The sequence below is a fragment of the Lapillicoccus sp. genome (genome assembly GCF_046595215.1).
Taxonomy (GTDB): Bacteria; Actinomycetota; Actinomycetes; order Actinomycetales; family Dermatophilaceae; genus Lapillicoccus.
Map to the genome: position 1 here is coordinate 13,249 of NZ_JBKJPP010000099.1, position 14,463 is coordinate 27,711.

Annotated in this window: 10 protein-coding genes; 8 read left to right on the forward strand and 2 right to left on the reverse strand. The window is 72.3% G+C overall.

Translation table 11 applies throughout. The features are described from left to right. The first annotated feature begins 28 nt into the window (after positions 1-28). The 6 genes from ACLL9L_RS07925 (at position 29) to ACLL9L_RS07950 (ending at position 9,334) form a co-directional block, all read left to right on the forward strand. Positions 29-1,882 carry an AMP-dependent synthetase/ligase gene (locus ACLL9L_RS07925; protein WP_411284102.1) on the forward strand — a complete coding sequence of 618 codons (1,854 nt, stop codon included), beginning with the start codon at positions 29-31 and terminating at the stop codon, positions 1,880-1,882. A 185-nt stretch (positions 1,883-2,067) separates the two neighbouring features. Then, entirely contained in the window at positions 2,068-2,772 is a 705-nt protein-coding gene (locus ACLL9L_RS07930; RefSeq protein WP_411284103.1) for an ABC transporter ATP-binding protein, read from the forward strand. A gap of 19 nt (positions 2,773-2,791) precedes the next feature. After that, positions 2,792-4,339 carry a hypothetical protein gene (locus tag ACLL9L_RS07935; RefSeq protein WP_411284104.1) on the forward strand — a complete coding sequence of 516 codons (1,548 nt, stop codon included), beginning with the start codon at positions 2,792-2,794 and terminating at the stop codon, positions 4,337-4,339. Positions 4,340-4,400: 61 nt separating this feature from the next. After that, complete coding sequence (locus ACLL9L_RS07940; RefSeq protein WP_411284111.1) at positions 4,401-6,392, forward strand: TIGR03960 family B12-binding radical SAM protein; 1,992 nt, start codon at positions 4,401-4,403, stop codon at positions 6,390-6,392. Next, complete coding sequence (locus ACLL9L_RS07945) at positions 6,393-7,853, forward strand: SDR family NAD(P)-dependent oxidoreductase (RefSeq protein ID WP_411284105.1); 1,461 nt, start codon at positions 6,393-6,395, stop codon at positions 7,851-7,853. Beyond that, positions 7,847-9,334, forward strand: a complete 1,488-nt coding sequence (locus ACLL9L_RS07950; protein ID WP_411284106.1) for a cryptochrome/photolyase family protein — start codon at positions 7,847-7,849, stop codon at positions 9,332-9,334. Before ACLL9L_RS07945 ends, ACLL9L_RS07950 begins: the two co-directional genes overlap by 7 nt. 252 nt (positions 9,335-9,586) lie before the next feature. Here ACLL9L_RS07950 and ACLL9L_RS07955 read toward each other — a convergent pair whose 3' ends face one another. Both ACLL9L_RS07955 and ACLL9L_RS07960 read right to left on the reverse strand, forming a co-directional pair. Further along, positions 9,587-10,120, reverse strand: coding sequence for an NUDIX hydrolase family protein (locus tag ACLL9L_RS07955; RefSeq protein WP_411284107.1), 534 nt, complete (start codon positions 10,118-10,120; stop codon positions 9,587-9,589). Positions 10,121-10,209: 89 nt separating this feature from the next. Further along, positions 10,210-11,577, reverse strand: a complete 1,368-nt coding sequence (locus ACLL9L_RS07960) for an FAD-binding oxidoreductase (RefSeq protein WP_411284108.1) — start codon at positions 11,575-11,577, stop codon at positions 10,210-10,212. 151 nt (positions 11,578-11,728) lie between these two features. Between ACLL9L_RS07960 and ACLL9L_RS07965 the strand changes: the two genes are divergently transcribed. Together ACLL9L_RS07965 and ACLL9L_RS07970 are read left to right on the forward strand one after the other, a co-directional pair. Next, positions 11,729-12,862 (forward strand): cation:proton antiporter, encoded by a 1,134-nt coding sequence (locus ACLL9L_RS07965; protein ID WP_411284109.1) that lies wholly within the window; start codon positions 11,729-11,731, stop codon positions 12,860-12,862. A gap of 294 nt (positions 12,863-13,156) precedes the next feature. After that, positions 13,157-14,463, forward strand: a 1,307-nt coding sequence (locus tag ACLL9L_RS07970; protein WP_411284110.1) for a class I tRNA ligase family protein, incomplete at its 3' end; no start/stop codon positions are given.

Consider the following 14,463-nt stretch of genomic DNA (forward strand, 5'->3'; position numbering starts at 1 on the left):
CGGCACCCCGGACACCAGGGGAGCTGTCGTGCCAGAGCGCTCGGTCAGGGACGAGACCGTCAACCAGATCACGCTGGACGAGCGGGCGCCGAGCATCGGGCACCTCTTCCGAGACCGGGTGGCCGCCTCCGGACCCCGGCCGGCCTTCCACTACTTCCGCGGCGAGTCGCTCGAGAGCATCACCTGGGACGAGACCCGCGACCGGGCGTTCGAGTGGGCCGCGGGACTGATCTCGCTCGGCGTCGGACCGGAGGACCGGGTGGCGATCGCGTCGACGACGCGGCTCGAGTGGGCCCTCGCCGATCTCGCCATCGTGTGCGCGGGCGCTGCGACGACGACGATCTACCCGTCGTCGGGGGCGCCCGACGTCGCCTTCATCCTCGCCGACTCGGGCAGCACGGTCGTCTTCGCCGAGGACGACACCCAGGTGGCCAAGCTGCGTGGGAGTCGCGGGGAGATCCCCGGCGTGACACGGGTCGTCGCCTTCGGCGGGTCGGCGGCCGAGGCGGAGGATGACGACTGGGTCATCTCGGCGGACCGGCTCGCCGACCTGGGGCGCGAGCTGCTGGCCGCGGACGCTGGTGCCGTCGACGCCCGCATCGACGCGCTGACGCCGCAGCACCTCGCGACGATCATCTACACCTCCGGCACGACCGGCCGGCCCAAGGGCGTGCTGCTGCCCCACGACGCGTTCGTCTACGAGGGCGCGGCGATCGCCTCGGTCTCGCTCCTGGACGAGGACGACCTGCAGTTCCTCTGGCTGCCGCTCTCGCACGTCTTCGGCAAGCTGCTGCTCGTCCTGCCACTGCAGATCGGCTTCGCCACCGCCATCGACGGACGGATCGACAAGATCGTCGACCATCTGGCCATCATCAGACCCACGTTCATGGGCGCCGCGCCACGGATCTTCGAAAAGGCCTACGGCCGGATCTCCCTGATGTTCGCGCAGGAGAGGGGGATCAAGCGCCGGCTCATCGACTGGGCCCTCGGCGTCGGCGCCCAGGTGGCGGCGCAGCGCGAGCGCGGCCAGGAGCCGTCGGGGATGCTCGCCCGCCAGCACGCGATCGCCGACCGGCTGGTGCTGGCCAAGGTCCGTGAGCGGTTCGGGGGACGGATCAAGTTCTTCATCTCCGGCTCTGCGGCGCTCAACCCCGACGTCGCCCGCTGGTTTGCGTCCGTCGGTCTGCTCGTGATCGAGGGCTACGGCCTGACCGAGTCCAGTGCGGCCACCTGCGTCAACCGGCCCCGAACCGGCTGCTATGCCTTCGGATCCGTCGGGTGGCCCCTGCCCGGGACCGAGGTCACCCTCGCTGCGGACGGCGAGATCCTCGTCAAGGGGCCGGGCGTGATGCGCGGCTACCACCAGCGTGCGGGCGACACCGCTGAGGCGATGGTCGACGGATGGTTGCACACGGGGGACATCGGCACCATCGACGAGCACGGCTTCGTGCGGATCACCGACCGCAAGAAGGATCTCTTCAAGACCTCGGGCGGCAAGTACATCGCCCCGTCGATGATCGAGGCGAGGTTCAAGGGGATCTGTCCCTACGTCAGCCAGTTCCTCGTCCACGGCGACGGGCGCCACTTCGCCTCGGCGCTGATCACCCTCGACGCCGACGCGATCACCGGGTGGGCGGCCGCCCACGGGATGGCCGGGCAGTCCTACGCAGAGATCGCCCGGTCGACCCAGGCACACGACCTTGTCCAGGGCTACCTCGACGAGCTCAACGCAGGGCTGAACCGGTGGGAGACGATCAAGAGGTTCACCCTCCTCGACCACGACCTCAGCATCGAGAACGGTGAGCTCACGCCGAGTCTGAAGCTGCGGCGCAGGGTCGTGACCGACACCTACCGCCCGGAGCTCGACGCGCTCTACGGCTGACCTTCCCCCTTACCGACTCCCCGGCACACCGGCCCCACGGCATACAGGCTCCTCGGCATGCCGGCTCCCCGGCATACAGGCTGGGGGTATGCCGGGTGCCCCCGATCGGTCGGACGTCCCGGGCCGTTCGGACGATCTGTCGGCCCCGGCTCCCGAACGGCAGGCGGAGGCGGCAGACTTCGACGGTGACGGTGCTCGTGGAGGTCGACGACCTGTGGGTCCAGTTCGGGACGGTGAGCGCGGTGCGCGGCGTCTCGCTCTGCGTCGAGGCCGGCAGCGCGACGGCCCTGCTGGGCCGCAACGGCGCCGGCAAGTCGACGACGATGCGCGTGCTCGCGGCCGTCGCGCCGGCCACGACCGGCCGTGCCCGGGTCGGCGGCGTCGACCTCTCGACCCACCCGCTCGAGGCCAAGCAGGTCATCGGCTACTGCCCCGACGTCGGCGGCCTCATCCCGCGGGCCACCCCCTGGGACCACCTCCAGCTGAGCGCCAGGCTGCGCGGCATGCGCGGGTGGGAGACGCGTGCCCGCGAGCTGCTCGAGCGCTTCGACCTCGGCGGTGAGGCCCATCGCGTCACGGCCGGCTTCAGCCACGGGATGAGCCGGCGAATGTCCGTGGCCCTCGCGGTGTTCCACGAGCCGGCGGTGCTGCTCCTCGACGAGCCCTTCGACGGCGTCGACCCGACCGGGGTGGACGCCACCCTGGAGTGCATCGCCGACGCGCGGGCCCGTGGCGCTGCCGTGCTCGTCTCCACCCACCTGCGTGATCTCGCCGTCACGGCCTGCGACCACGCGGTCGTCCTGCGTGGGGGGACGACCGTGGCGAGCGTCGCCGCGGCCGAGATGGCCGGCGAGGGCGGTGACCGTGCCTACCGCGCGCTCCTCGCCTGACCCGGTTGGCCCGTCCGCCTTGACGTCCTCCGCCGGGGCCGCGTCCCGCGGTCCCGCCCGGCCGCCCGGTCCCGCCCGGTCCCTCCTGCCCCTCCTGCAGCTGCGGCTCGCCGTCCTGGCCCCCCGGGCCCGGCTGGGCCTGGTGCTCGGCGCCAGCCTGCTCGTCCTGGTCACCGTGGTGGCTGCTGTCCTGCCGGCCTTCGTGCCCGTCCCGTCCGAGCTGCACGAGCAGCTGCGGACCTCCCTGCCGGCAGCCGTGCTGGGATTCCTGGCGACCGCCACCATCGCCGGCGTCGCGTCCGCCGGCGGGCGCGAGATGGTCCCCGCCGAGCAGGCGGTGGCCTTCCCGCTGGGGACGACGACCGACCACCTCGCCAGCCTGCTCCTGGCGCCCCTCAACCTCGCGTGGATCGTCCAGGCCTGGGCGCTGCTCGCCGCGGTCGCGGCCGTCTCCGGCCCGGAGCGGCTCTGGGCGGCCCAGCTGCCCGTCGTGCTCTGGGTCGCAGCCGCCACGAGCGTCGCGCAGGTCCTGTCGTGGCTCATCGAGATCGTCCGCCTGCACCGCGGCGGGGCCTGGGTGGTCCGGTCCGGCGCGGTCGTCCTCGGTGCGGCGCTGCTGGGGCTGGCCGCCCGGGGTCACCTGCTTGCGTGGGCGACCTCGCTCGGAGGCGGCTCGGTGGTCGAGCTGTCCCGCGCCGGTGCTGCCGGCCAGTGGGGGAGCTGGCTCGCCGGCCTGCTCGTCCTGGCCCTGCTCACCGGCGCAGCCGTGCCCCTCGGTGCGGTGGCGGCACGCCGCGCCGGCCGCCGCCCGCCACGGGTCCAGACCTCGGTCGAGACCCGCAGCCATCCACCCCGCCGGGACCCCGCCGGCGTGCTGCGGGCCCTCGTCCGGATCGACCGGGCCAGCGTGTGGCGATCGGCCCCGCTGCGGCGCGGGATCGTCCTGCTCGCCGTCCTGCCGATGCTCGTGGCGCTCGCCGGCCAGCTCGAGTGGGCCGTCGTCCCGGTGCTGCCGGGCCTGGCCGCCTCGGGCGGCGCCCTCCTCTTCGGTGTCAACGCGTGGTGCCTCGACGCCCGGGGCGCCGTGTGGCGCGAGAGCCTGCCCGTCTCCCCCCGGCATACGCTGCGCGCTCGCGCGTGGGTCCTCACCGAGATGCTCGTCGTGGCCGAGCTCGCCACTGTCGTCGTCTCCGGCACGCGCGCCGGGGTGCCCACCGCAGCCGAGCTCGCCGCCACCCTCGCCGCCGCGGCGGTCGTGTCGCTGTGGGTCGTGGCCTCGTCGCTGCGGTGGTCGGTCCGTCGTCCGTTCGGCGTGGACCTGCGGCGGGCCCGGGCCACCCCAGCGCCCCCGGCCGTCATGGTCGGCTACTCCGCCCGGCTGTCGGTGATGGCCACGCTCACCGGCCTGCTGTTCAGCACCCTGGGGCAGGTGGCGCCGTGGACGTGGTCGGTCGGCGCCGGCGCCGTGCTCGGCCTCACGTCGCTGGCGAGTCTGCGCCGTACCGGGCGACGGTGGGAGACTCCCGCCGTGCGGGCCCGGGTCGTCGCCACCGTGTCGAACGTCTGAACAGCGCGGACCGGTGCACCGTCTCGGACGCAGTTACCCTTGTCCGGTGACCCCCACCCGTATCGCCGGATCCTCGATCTTCCCCGCGCTGGAGCCGCTCCTGGAGCAGGTCGCCAAGCCGATCCAGTACGTCGGGGGAGAGCTCAACTCCACGGTGAAGGACTGGGACTGCGGAGGGTTCGGCCCCGGTGGCGAGGAGCGGACGACCCGCTGGGCGCTGATGTACCCGGACGCCTACGAGGTGGGCGTCCCCAATCAGGGCGTGATGATCCTCTACGAGGTGCTCAACGAACGCCCCGACGTGCTCTGCGAGCGCACGTATGCCGTGTGGCCGGACCTCGAGGCGCTGCTGCGGGAGTCGGGCGTCCCCCAGTTCACCGTCGACGCACACCGGTCCATCCGTGACTTCGACGTGCTCGGCCTCTCCTTCGCGACCGAGCTCGGCTACACCAACATGCTCACCGCCCTCGACCTCGGCGGCATCCCGCTCCATGCGGCAGACCGGACCGAGGAAGACCCGATCGTCCTGGCCGGCGGGCACGCGGCCTTCAACCCCGAGCCCATCGCCGACTTCATCGACGCGGCCGTCATCGGTGACGGCGAGCAGGCCGTCCTCGCCATCACCGACCTCATCGGGGCGTGGAAGGCGCAGGGCCGCCCGGGGGGTCGCCCCGAGCTGCTCCTGCGCCTGGCCCGCACCGGCGGCGTCTACGTCCCGTCGCTCTACGACGTCGACTACCTCCCGGACGGCCGGATCCGGCGGGTCGCCCCCCGGGCGGGCGCCTCCGGGGTGCCGTGGCGGGTCAGCAAGCACACGGTGATGGACCTCGACGCCTGGCCCTACCCCAAGGCGCCACTCGTGCCGCTGGCCGAGTCGGTCCACGAGCGGATGTCGGTCGAGATCTTCCGCGGCTGCACGCGCGGCTGCCGGTTCTGCCAGGCCGGGATGATCACCCGGCCGGTCCGCGAGCGTTCCATCACCGGCATCGGCGAGATGATCGAACGAGGGCTGGCCGCAACCGGATTCGAGGAGGTGGGCCTACTCTCGCTGTCGTCCGCCGACCACAGCGAGATCGCCGACCTCGCCAAGGGCCTGGCCGACCGCTACGAGGGCACCCAGACCGGGCTGTCCCTGCCGTCGACACGGGTCGACGCCTTCAACATCGACCTCGCCAACGAGCTGACCCGGGGCGGTCGACGCTCCGGCCTGACCTTCGCGCCCGAGGGCGGGTCCGAGCGGATCCGCAGGGTCATCAACAAGATGGTCACCGAGGAGGACCTCATCAAGACCGTCGCGGCCGCCTACGGAGCGGGCTGGCGCCAGGTCAAGCTCTACTTCATGTGCGGCCTCCCCACGGAGACCGACGAGGACGTCCTCCAGATCGCGGACCTGGCCAAGCGGGTCATCGAGACGGGCCGCCAGGTCTCCGGCCGACGGGACATCCGCTGCACCGTCTCGATCGGCGGGTTCGTCCCCAAGCCCCACACGCCGTTCCAGTGGTGCGCCCAGCTCGGGGTCGAGGAGACCGACGCCCGGCTGGCCAGGCTGCGCGAGGCGATCCGGTCCGACCGCCGCTACGGATCGTCGATCGGGTTCCGCTACCACGACGGCCAGCCCGGTCTCGTCGAGGGACTGCTGTCGCGTGGCGACCGCCGGGTCGGCAGGGTCATCGAGGCGGTGTGGCGCGACGGCGGCCGGTTCGACGGCTGGAGCGAGCACTTCTCCTACGAGCGGTGGATGACACAGGCCGAGAAGGTCTTCGCCGAGGACGGACAGGTCGACGTCGCCTGGTACACCACCCGCGAGCGCGAGCAGGTCGAGGTCCTGCCGTGGGACCACCTCGACTCGGGGCTGGACAAGGACTGGCTCTGGGAGGACTGGCAGGAGGCCCTCGACGGCACCGAGGTGGAGGACTGCCGCTGGACCCCCTGCTTCGACTGCGGGGTCTGCCCCCAGATGGGCACCGACATCGAGGTCGGACCGACGGGCAAGACCCTCCTGCCCCTCACTGTGCTCGGGTCCACCCGCGACCAGCTGCTGGAGCAGGGCTAGGTGGGCGCGCCCCACCAGGCGGTGACCGGGATCGACCCGGCCGACCTCGCCGAGGCGCTGCGGGTCATCGCGCTGACGCACGACCTGCCCCCCGAGCACCCGGACGCCGTCGCCCTGCGCCGGGCGACGGCCCGGATCTACAAGAACGTCAAGGAGCAGCGCCGGGTCGTGCGGCAGTCCAGGGCCCGGGCGGCGGACGCCGCCGTGACGGCCGCGACGGCCACCGCGGCCCCCGACCGGATCGACGACGAGACGCAGGGCCTGCTGCTCGTGCCGAGGGCTGCCGGTGAGCTCGCCGGTCGACTCGTCAAGGCCCGGTCCTGTTACACCTGCAAGACGCGGTTCGTCGAGGTGGACGCCTTCTACCACCAGCTGTGCCCGCCGTGTGCCGCGCTCAACCGCAGCCACCGCGACGCCCGCACCGACCTGCACGGCCGGCGGGCGCTGCTCACCGGTGGCCGGGCCAAGATCGGGATGTACATCGCGCTGCGTCTCCTGCGCGACGGCGCCCACACGAGCATCACGACCCGCTTCCCGCGCGACGCCGTGCGGCGGTTCGCCGCGATGGGTGACAGCGCCGACTGGATCCACCGGCTCACCGTCGTCGGGATCGACCTGCGCGACCCGGCCCAGGTCGTCGCGCTGGCCGACTCGGTCGCCGGGGCGGGCCCGCTCGACATCCTCATCAACAACGCGGCCCAGACCGTGCGCCGCTCACCCGGCGCCTACGCCCCCCTGGTGGAGGCGGAGTCGCTGCCGCTCCCGGCCGGCCCGCTCCCCGAGATGATCAGCTTCGAGCACGTCAGCGACGCCCACCCGGCGGCGCTCGCCGGCGCCCTGCAGGAGCACCCCACGCCCCACGGTGGGACGGCCCACGTGCTCACCGCGATGGCGCTGACGGCCGGGTCGGCCTCTGTGGAAAGGGTGCTCGCGGGGACGGCCATCGACGCGGGTGGCCTCGTGCCCGACCTGCACCACGTCAACTCGTGGACCCAGAAGGTCGACGAGGTGGACCCGCTCGAGCTGCTCGAGGTCCAGCTGTGCAACGCGACGGCTCCGTTCATCCTCATCAGCAGGCTGCGCGCCTCGATGGCGGCCTCGGATGCCCGCCGCACCTACGTCGTCAACGTCTCCGCGATGGAGGGCCAGTTCGGGAGGGCCTACAAGGGGCCCGGGCACCCGCACACGAACATGGCCAAGGCGGCCCTCAACATGCTGACCCGGACCAGCTCGCAGGAGATGCTCGAGTCCGACGGGATCCTGATGACCGCCGTCGACACCGGGTGGATCACCGACGAGCGCCCGCACCACACCAAGGTGCGCCTTGCTCAGGAAGGCTTCCACGCACCGCTCGACCTCGTCGACGGCGCCGCCCGCGTCTACGACCCCATCGTGCAGGGCGAGCTCGGCCACGACCTGCACGGGTGCTTCGTCAAGGACTACGCGCCCGCGCCATGGTGACCAGATGGCTGTTCGGCGACCAGCTCGGCCCGCACTTCCTCGCCGACCACGACGGCCCCGTCCTCATGGTCGAGTCGCGGCGGGTGCTCGCCCGCACGCAGTTCCACCGGCAGAAGGCGCACCTCGTCCTGTCGGCGATGCGGCACCGGGCCGCCGAGCTGGGTGAGCGCTGCGACTACCGCCGCGAGCCCACCTACCGAGAAGCCGTGGCGCACGTCGGCGGGCCGCTCGAGGTCGTGCAGCCCACGAGCCGCGCCGCCGTCGCACTCGTGCGTACGATTGCCGAGGAGCGGGAGGTGGTCCGCCTCCCCGAGCGTGGGTTCACCACCAGCAGAGCGGACTTCGAGCAGTGGGCAGCCGGTCGCGGCGGTCGGCGGCTACTGCTTGAGGACTTCTACCGCGACGCGCGCCGCCGGCTCGACGTCCTCATGGACGGCGACGAGCCGGCGCAGGGCCGGTGGAACCTCGACGCGGACAACCGGGAGCCGCCGCCCAGGGGTCGCCCCACGCTCGGCGTGGCCGAGCCACGGTGGCCGCACGAGGACGAGATCGACGCCCAGGTGCGGGCAGACCTCGACGCGTGGGAGGCCGACGGCTCGGTGAGCTTCATCGGCCGCGACGGTCCACGGCTCTTCGCCGCGACCCGGGCCGAGGCCCTCGCCGCGCTGGAGGACTTCGTCACCCACCGGCTCGGCGCCTTCGGTCCGCACGAGGACGCGATGCTCGCCGGTGACGACTGGATGGCGCACTCACTCCTGTCCGCCCCGCTCAACCTCGGGCTGCTCGACCCGCTCGAGGTGGTCGAGCGCGTCGAGGCGGCCTACCGTGCCGGCGACGTGCCGCTGAACTCGGCAGAGGGATTCATCCGCCAGGTCATCGGCTGGCGCGACTACGTGTGGCACCTCTACTGGCATCTGGGTGAGGACTACCGCCACCACAACCGGCTGAACGCGCGACGGCACCTGCCGGACTGGTTCGCGCAGCTCGACGCCGACGCGACCGGGGCGCGCTGCCTCAGCGAGGTGCTGCGGGGGGTGCGCGACCACGGCTGGGCCCACCACATCCCGCGCCTGATGGTGCTCGGCAACTACGCGATGCAACGCGGTTGGCGTCCCGACGAGGTCACCGACTGGTTCCACCGGGCCTTCGTCGACGGCTACGACTGGGTGATGCTGCCGAACGTCGTCGGGATGTCGCAGCACGCCGACGGCGGCATCCTCGCGACGAAGCCGTACGCCGCCGGCGGCGCCTACCTCAACACGATGTCCGACTACTGCGGCGGGTGCCGTTTCAACCCCAGGGTCCGGGTCGGCGAGGACGCCTGCCCGTTCACCGCCGGCTACTGGGCGTTCCTGCACCGCAACCGCGAGCGCCTCGAGGGCAACCACCGGATGGCTCGGGCGGTGCACGGCCTGGACCGCCTGACGGACCTCGACGGACTCCTGCAGCAGGAGCGGCTCCGGGGATCCTCGCCCCCCTGAGCCGCAGCGGCACGGCATACCCGCCGGTCCACATCTCCTCAGGTGAGGAGATGTGGAGGCCTGGACGCCAGCAAGCCGTTCACAGGTCCTCAGGTGAGGAGATGTGGAGGCCTGGACCCCAGCAAGCCGTTCACAGGTCGTCACGTGAGGAGATATGGACGCCTGGACCCCAGCAAGCCGTCCACAGGTCCTCAGGTGAGGAGTTGTGGGCGGTCGACCGACCTGTTCGGTCTGGCGGGAGGAGCAGACCGCTCAGACGGGGTGCCCGAGGTGAGCCAGTGCCTGCCGCAGGAGCACCCCGTGGCCGTTCTCCATGTCGCCCTGCTCCGCGAGTCGGGCGGCCTCGTCCGGCGTCACCCAGGCCAGGTCAAGGGCGTCCTGCTGCGGCGAGCAGTCGCCCTGGACGGTGACGACGAAGGCCAGCGACACGGCGTGCTGGCGGGGATCGTGAAAGGGGGTCACGCCGGGGGTCGGGAAGTACTCCGCCACCGTGAACGGTGTGGGCGACAGGGGGATCCGGGGCATCGCGAGGGGGCCGAGGTCCTTCTCGAGGTGGCGCAGCAGCGCATCACGGACCCGCTCGTGGTAGAGGACGCGGCCCGAGACCAGCTCGTGGTTGATCTCACCCTCGGCAGAGGCCCGCAGGAGCAGACCGATCTCGGTGACCACCCCCCGCTCGTCCACGCGCACGGGCACTGCGTCGACATAGAGGATGGGGAGGCGCTCGCGTGCGTCACGCAGCTCCTCGTTGGTCAGCCAGCGGCCACGGGTGTCGGTCTCGGTCATGCCTCGTTTCTATCAGGCGGGCCGCCCCCCGGCGCGACGACGTCCCGGCAGGGGGCTCAGGACGAGCGGGGCCGCAGAACGAGCGGGGCTCAGAACACCGCGCCGGGGTTCATGATCCCGCGCGGGTCGAAGAGTGCCTTGATGGCGCGCTGCCGGTCCAGCTCGCGCTCACCCAGCTCGAGGGGCAGCCAGTGCCTTTTCAGCGATCCGACGCCGTGCTCACCGGTGATCGTCCCGCCGAGGTCGAGCGCGACCCGGACGAGGTCGCCGAAGGCCTCCTCGGCGCGGTGGCGACTGTCGAGGTCGTCGCGGGTGAAGAAGAAGCAGGGGTGGAGGTTGCCGTCCCCGCCGTGGCCGGACAGGGTCACCTCGACCCCTCGACTGCGGGAGATCCGCTCGCCGGCCGAGATGAGCTCGGCGAGGCGCCCGACGGGGACACACACGTCCTCGATGAAGTGCGGGCCCTTGCGTTCGAGGGCGACGTGCAGGGCGCGGCGCCCCGCCATGAGCGCGTCCGCCTCCTGGGCGTCGTCGGCCACCGCCACCTCGCTCGCCCCCGCAGACCCGAGCAGCACGGCATACCGCTGCACGTCCTCGGCAGTGTGTCCCGGACGGTCCGACGAGACGATGAGGGCGGCCGCGCAGCCCTGCGGAAAGCCGTAGTCGGCGACGGCCTGCACCGCGACGATCGTGGCCCGGTCGAGGAACTCGAGCAGGGACGGGCGGTGCCGGTCGCGCCGCAGGGCCACCACCCCCGCCGCGGCGGCGTCGAGCGAGTCGAACGTCGCGAGGGCCGTCAGGGCGGGGTCGGGGGCGGGGATGAGCCTGGCCACGACCGACGTGACGACCCCCAGGGTGCCCTCCGAGCCGACGAACAGCCCGGTGAGGTCGAGGCCGGCGACGCCCTTGCCCGTCCGGTGGCCGGTGTGGATCAGCTCGCCACCTGGCAGCACGACGTCGAGGGCCTTGACGTAGTCGGCCGTCACGCCGTACTTCACACAGCACAGTCCGCCGGCGTTGGTCGCGACGTTGCCGCCGATGGTGCAGGTGGCGGAGGACGCCGGGTCGGGCGGGTAGCAGAGGCCGACCTCGGCCGCCCCGGACTTGAGGCTCTGGTTGATCACTCCCGGCCCCACCACCGCGTAGCCCTCGAGCTCGTTGACCTCCTCGATCGCGTCGAGGGCCTCGACGTTGAGGACGATCGCCCCCTCGCTCGCGGTCGCCCCACCGGCGAGGGAGGTGCGGGCGCCCTGCGGAACCACGGGGATGCGGTGCGCGTGCGCCTCCCGCAGCACGTCGACGACGTCCGCCACGTCCCGGGCCCGCACCACGGTGAAGTGCTCGGGCGCCGTCGCACCCAGCGACGCGTCGACGGCATAGCTCGCGGCGACGTCGGGATCCGTGACGAGGGCCCGCTCGCTCAGGACGGACGACAGGCGGGACTGGGTCACGGTCATCTCGACACTGTATGCCGCGCCCTGTTTGCCAGACCCTGCTTGCCACCACCCTGTATGCCGCGCCCCGCGCCGGCCCCTGCCCGCCGGAGCAGGCTGCTCCCCTAGAGTCCGAGCACGCCCCGCCGACCGGGGTGCGACCAGAGGAGGGTGGATGGACTTCGGCACCCTCGCGCTGATCTGTGGCGTCGCCCTGCTCGGGCCGCTCCTCGCACTGCCCCGGGGGGTCGGACTGCCGGTCGTGGTCGGCGAGCTGCTCGTCGGCGTGGTCCTGGGTTCGACGGGGATCGGCACGCTCGACTCGTCCGAGCCGACGTTCGCCTTCCTCGCGCAGGTCGGCTTCGCGCTGGTGATGTTCGTCGCGGGGTCCCACGTGCCCGTGCGCGACCCGGCACTGCGCCAGGGAATCGGCCCGGGTCTGGCCCGGGCGTTCGCGATCGGCCTCCTCGCCGTTCCCGTGGGCCTGCTGTTGGCCCACCTCGTCGGCACGGACCACGGCGGCCTGTATGCCGTGCTCCTTGCCTCGTCGTCGGCGGCCCTGATCCTGCCGATCATCTCCTCCACCGGGGCGGGCGGCCGCGCCGTGCTTGAGCTGCTCCCGCAGGTTGCCGTGGCCGACGCTGCCTGCATCGTCGCGCTGCCGCTCGCCATCGACCCGGCCCACGCCGCCAGGGCCCTCGTCGGCGGGTTGGCCGTCCTCGTCGGTGCCGCCGGAGTCTTCCTCGCCCTGCGGTGGGTCGAGCGCTCCGGGGTGCGCCACCGGGTCCACCACCTGTCGCAGGACCGCAAGCTCGCCCTCGAGCTGAGGGTCTCGCTCACCGTGCTGTTCGCGCTCGCGGCGCTGGCGGTGGTTCTGCACGTCTCCGTGCTCGTCGCCGGCTTCGCGTTCGGCCTGGCCGTCGCCGCCGTGGGCGCGCCCCGGCGGCTGGCGAAGCAGCTCTTCGCCATCACCGAGGGGTTCCTCGGCCCGCTGTTCTTCGTCTGGCTCGGGGCCTCCCTCAACCTGCGCGACCTCATCTCCCACCCGGCGGCGATCGGCCTGGGTCTCGGTCTCGGCGTTGGGGCGGTCGCCGTCCACGCCCTGATGGCCCTGACGCGCCAACCGCTGCCGGTGGCCGTGCTGACCTCTGCCCAGCTCGGGGTTCCCGTGGCCGCGGCCACCCTCGGGGGGCAGCTCGGCCTGCTCGGTCCGGGGGAGGCGGCCGCCCTCCTGCTCGGGGCCCTGGTGACCATTGCCGCGACCACCGTGGCCGCCGCGGCGCTCCGCAGACCGGCCCGTCTGCCCTAGACTGGGCCCCGAGGCGTTCGAGCCGTCATCAGCGGTGAGCCTCCGGAAGAACAGGACCTGTGCGGCCGGCGGCGGAACCCGCCCTCGGCTCGCGGGCCCCCATTAGACCCGGACGGGTGGGCCCGTGACAGCCTTCGGCAAGAGCGGCCGTGTGCCTTCCCCGGAGCGTCGGGGTTGCGGGCGGCAAGCGAGGTGGCACCGCGGTGGTGTCGGGCGAACGGCCCGGCGACGTCGTCCTCGTGGAGACACGAGCAGACGACCACACGACACCGCCACACCAGGAGCCGAGCAGCCATGACCTACCCCAAGGTCACCACCGGGGCCACCACGTCATCCGCCACCGCCGCGAACGACAACGCCGTGATCGGCACCGCCGTGATCGGCACCGCCGTGCATGCCGTCCCGTCGAGCCCCCGCTTCCCCGAGATCGAGGAGCGCGTCCTGGCCTACTGGGACCGGGACGGCACCTTCATGGCCTCGGTCGAGAACCGCGATGCCGGGGCGGACGGCTCCAACGAGTTCGTCTTCTACGACGGGCCGCCCTTCGCCAACGGCCTGCCGCACTACGGCCACCTGCTCACGGGATACGTCAAGGACATCGTGCCCCGCTACCAGACGATGCGCGGCCGTCGGGTCGAGCGCCGGTTCGGGTGGGACACCCACGGTCTGCCGGCCGAGCTGGAGGCGATGAGCCAGCTCGGCATCAAGACCAAGGAGGAGATCCTGGACCTCGGGATCGAGACCTTCAACGACGCCTGCCGCACCTCCGTCCTGAAGTACACCGACGACTGGCGCGCCTACGTCACCCGGCAGGCCCGGTGGGTCGACTTCGACCATGACTACAAGACGCTCGAGCCGGACTACATGGAGTCGGTCATGTGGGCCTTCAAGCAGCTGCACGAGAAGGGCCTGGTCTACGAGGGCTTCCGGTGCCTGCCCTACTGCTGGAACGACCAGACACCGCTGTCCAGCCACGAGCTGCGGATGGACGACGACGTCTACCAGATGCGCCAGGACCCGGCCGTCACGCTCGGCCACCGGCTCGAGACCGGCGAGCTCGCCCTGATCTGGACGACGACGCCGTGGACGCTGCCGAGCAACCTCGCGATGGCGGTGCGCGGGGACGTCGACTACGTCGTCGTGGAGTCGGACTTCACGGGGACGACCGAGCGCTACGTCCTCGCGGAGGCGAGGCTCACGGCATACGCGAAGGAACTCTTCGGCGGCGGCGAGGTCGATGTGCAGGAGCGGATCGTCCAGCGGCTCAAGGGCTTCGAGCTGGTCGGGCGCCGCTACACGCCGCCGTTCGACTACTTCGTCGGTCACCCGAACTCGCACGTCGTGCTGGACGCCGACTACGTCACCACCGAGGACGGCACGGGCATCGTCCACATCGCCCCCGCCTTCGGTGAGGAGGACAAGCTCCTCACCGACCAGCACGACATCGCGCCCGTCGTGCCCGTCGGCCCCGACGGCCGGTTCACCGCGCCGGTGAGCGACTACGAGGGCATGCACGTCTTCGACGCCAACGCGCACATCATCGAACACCTGAGGGCCCGCACGCAGGGTGACGACACGGCCGACACTGCCGGCTCGACCAC

Bases quoted from the DNA above. Each gene is read 5' to 3' on its own strand.
- ACLL9L_RS07950 (WP_411284106.1), top strand. From the start codon at position 7,847: ATGGTGACCAGATGGCTGTTCGGCGACCAGCTCGGCCCGCACTTCCTC.
- ACLL9L_RS07955 (WP_411284107.1), bottom strand. From the start codon at position 10,120: ATGACCGAGACCGACACCCGTGGCCGCTGGCTGACCAACGAGGAGCTG.
- ACLL9L_RS07960 (WP_411284108.1), bottom strand. From the start codon at position 11,577: ATGACCGTGACCCAGTCCCGCCTGTCGTCCGTCCTGAGCGAGCGGGCC.
- ACLL9L_RS07965 (WP_411284109.1), top strand. From the start codon at position 11,729: ATGGACTTCGGCACCCTCGCGCTGATCTGTGGCGTCGCCCTGCTCGGG.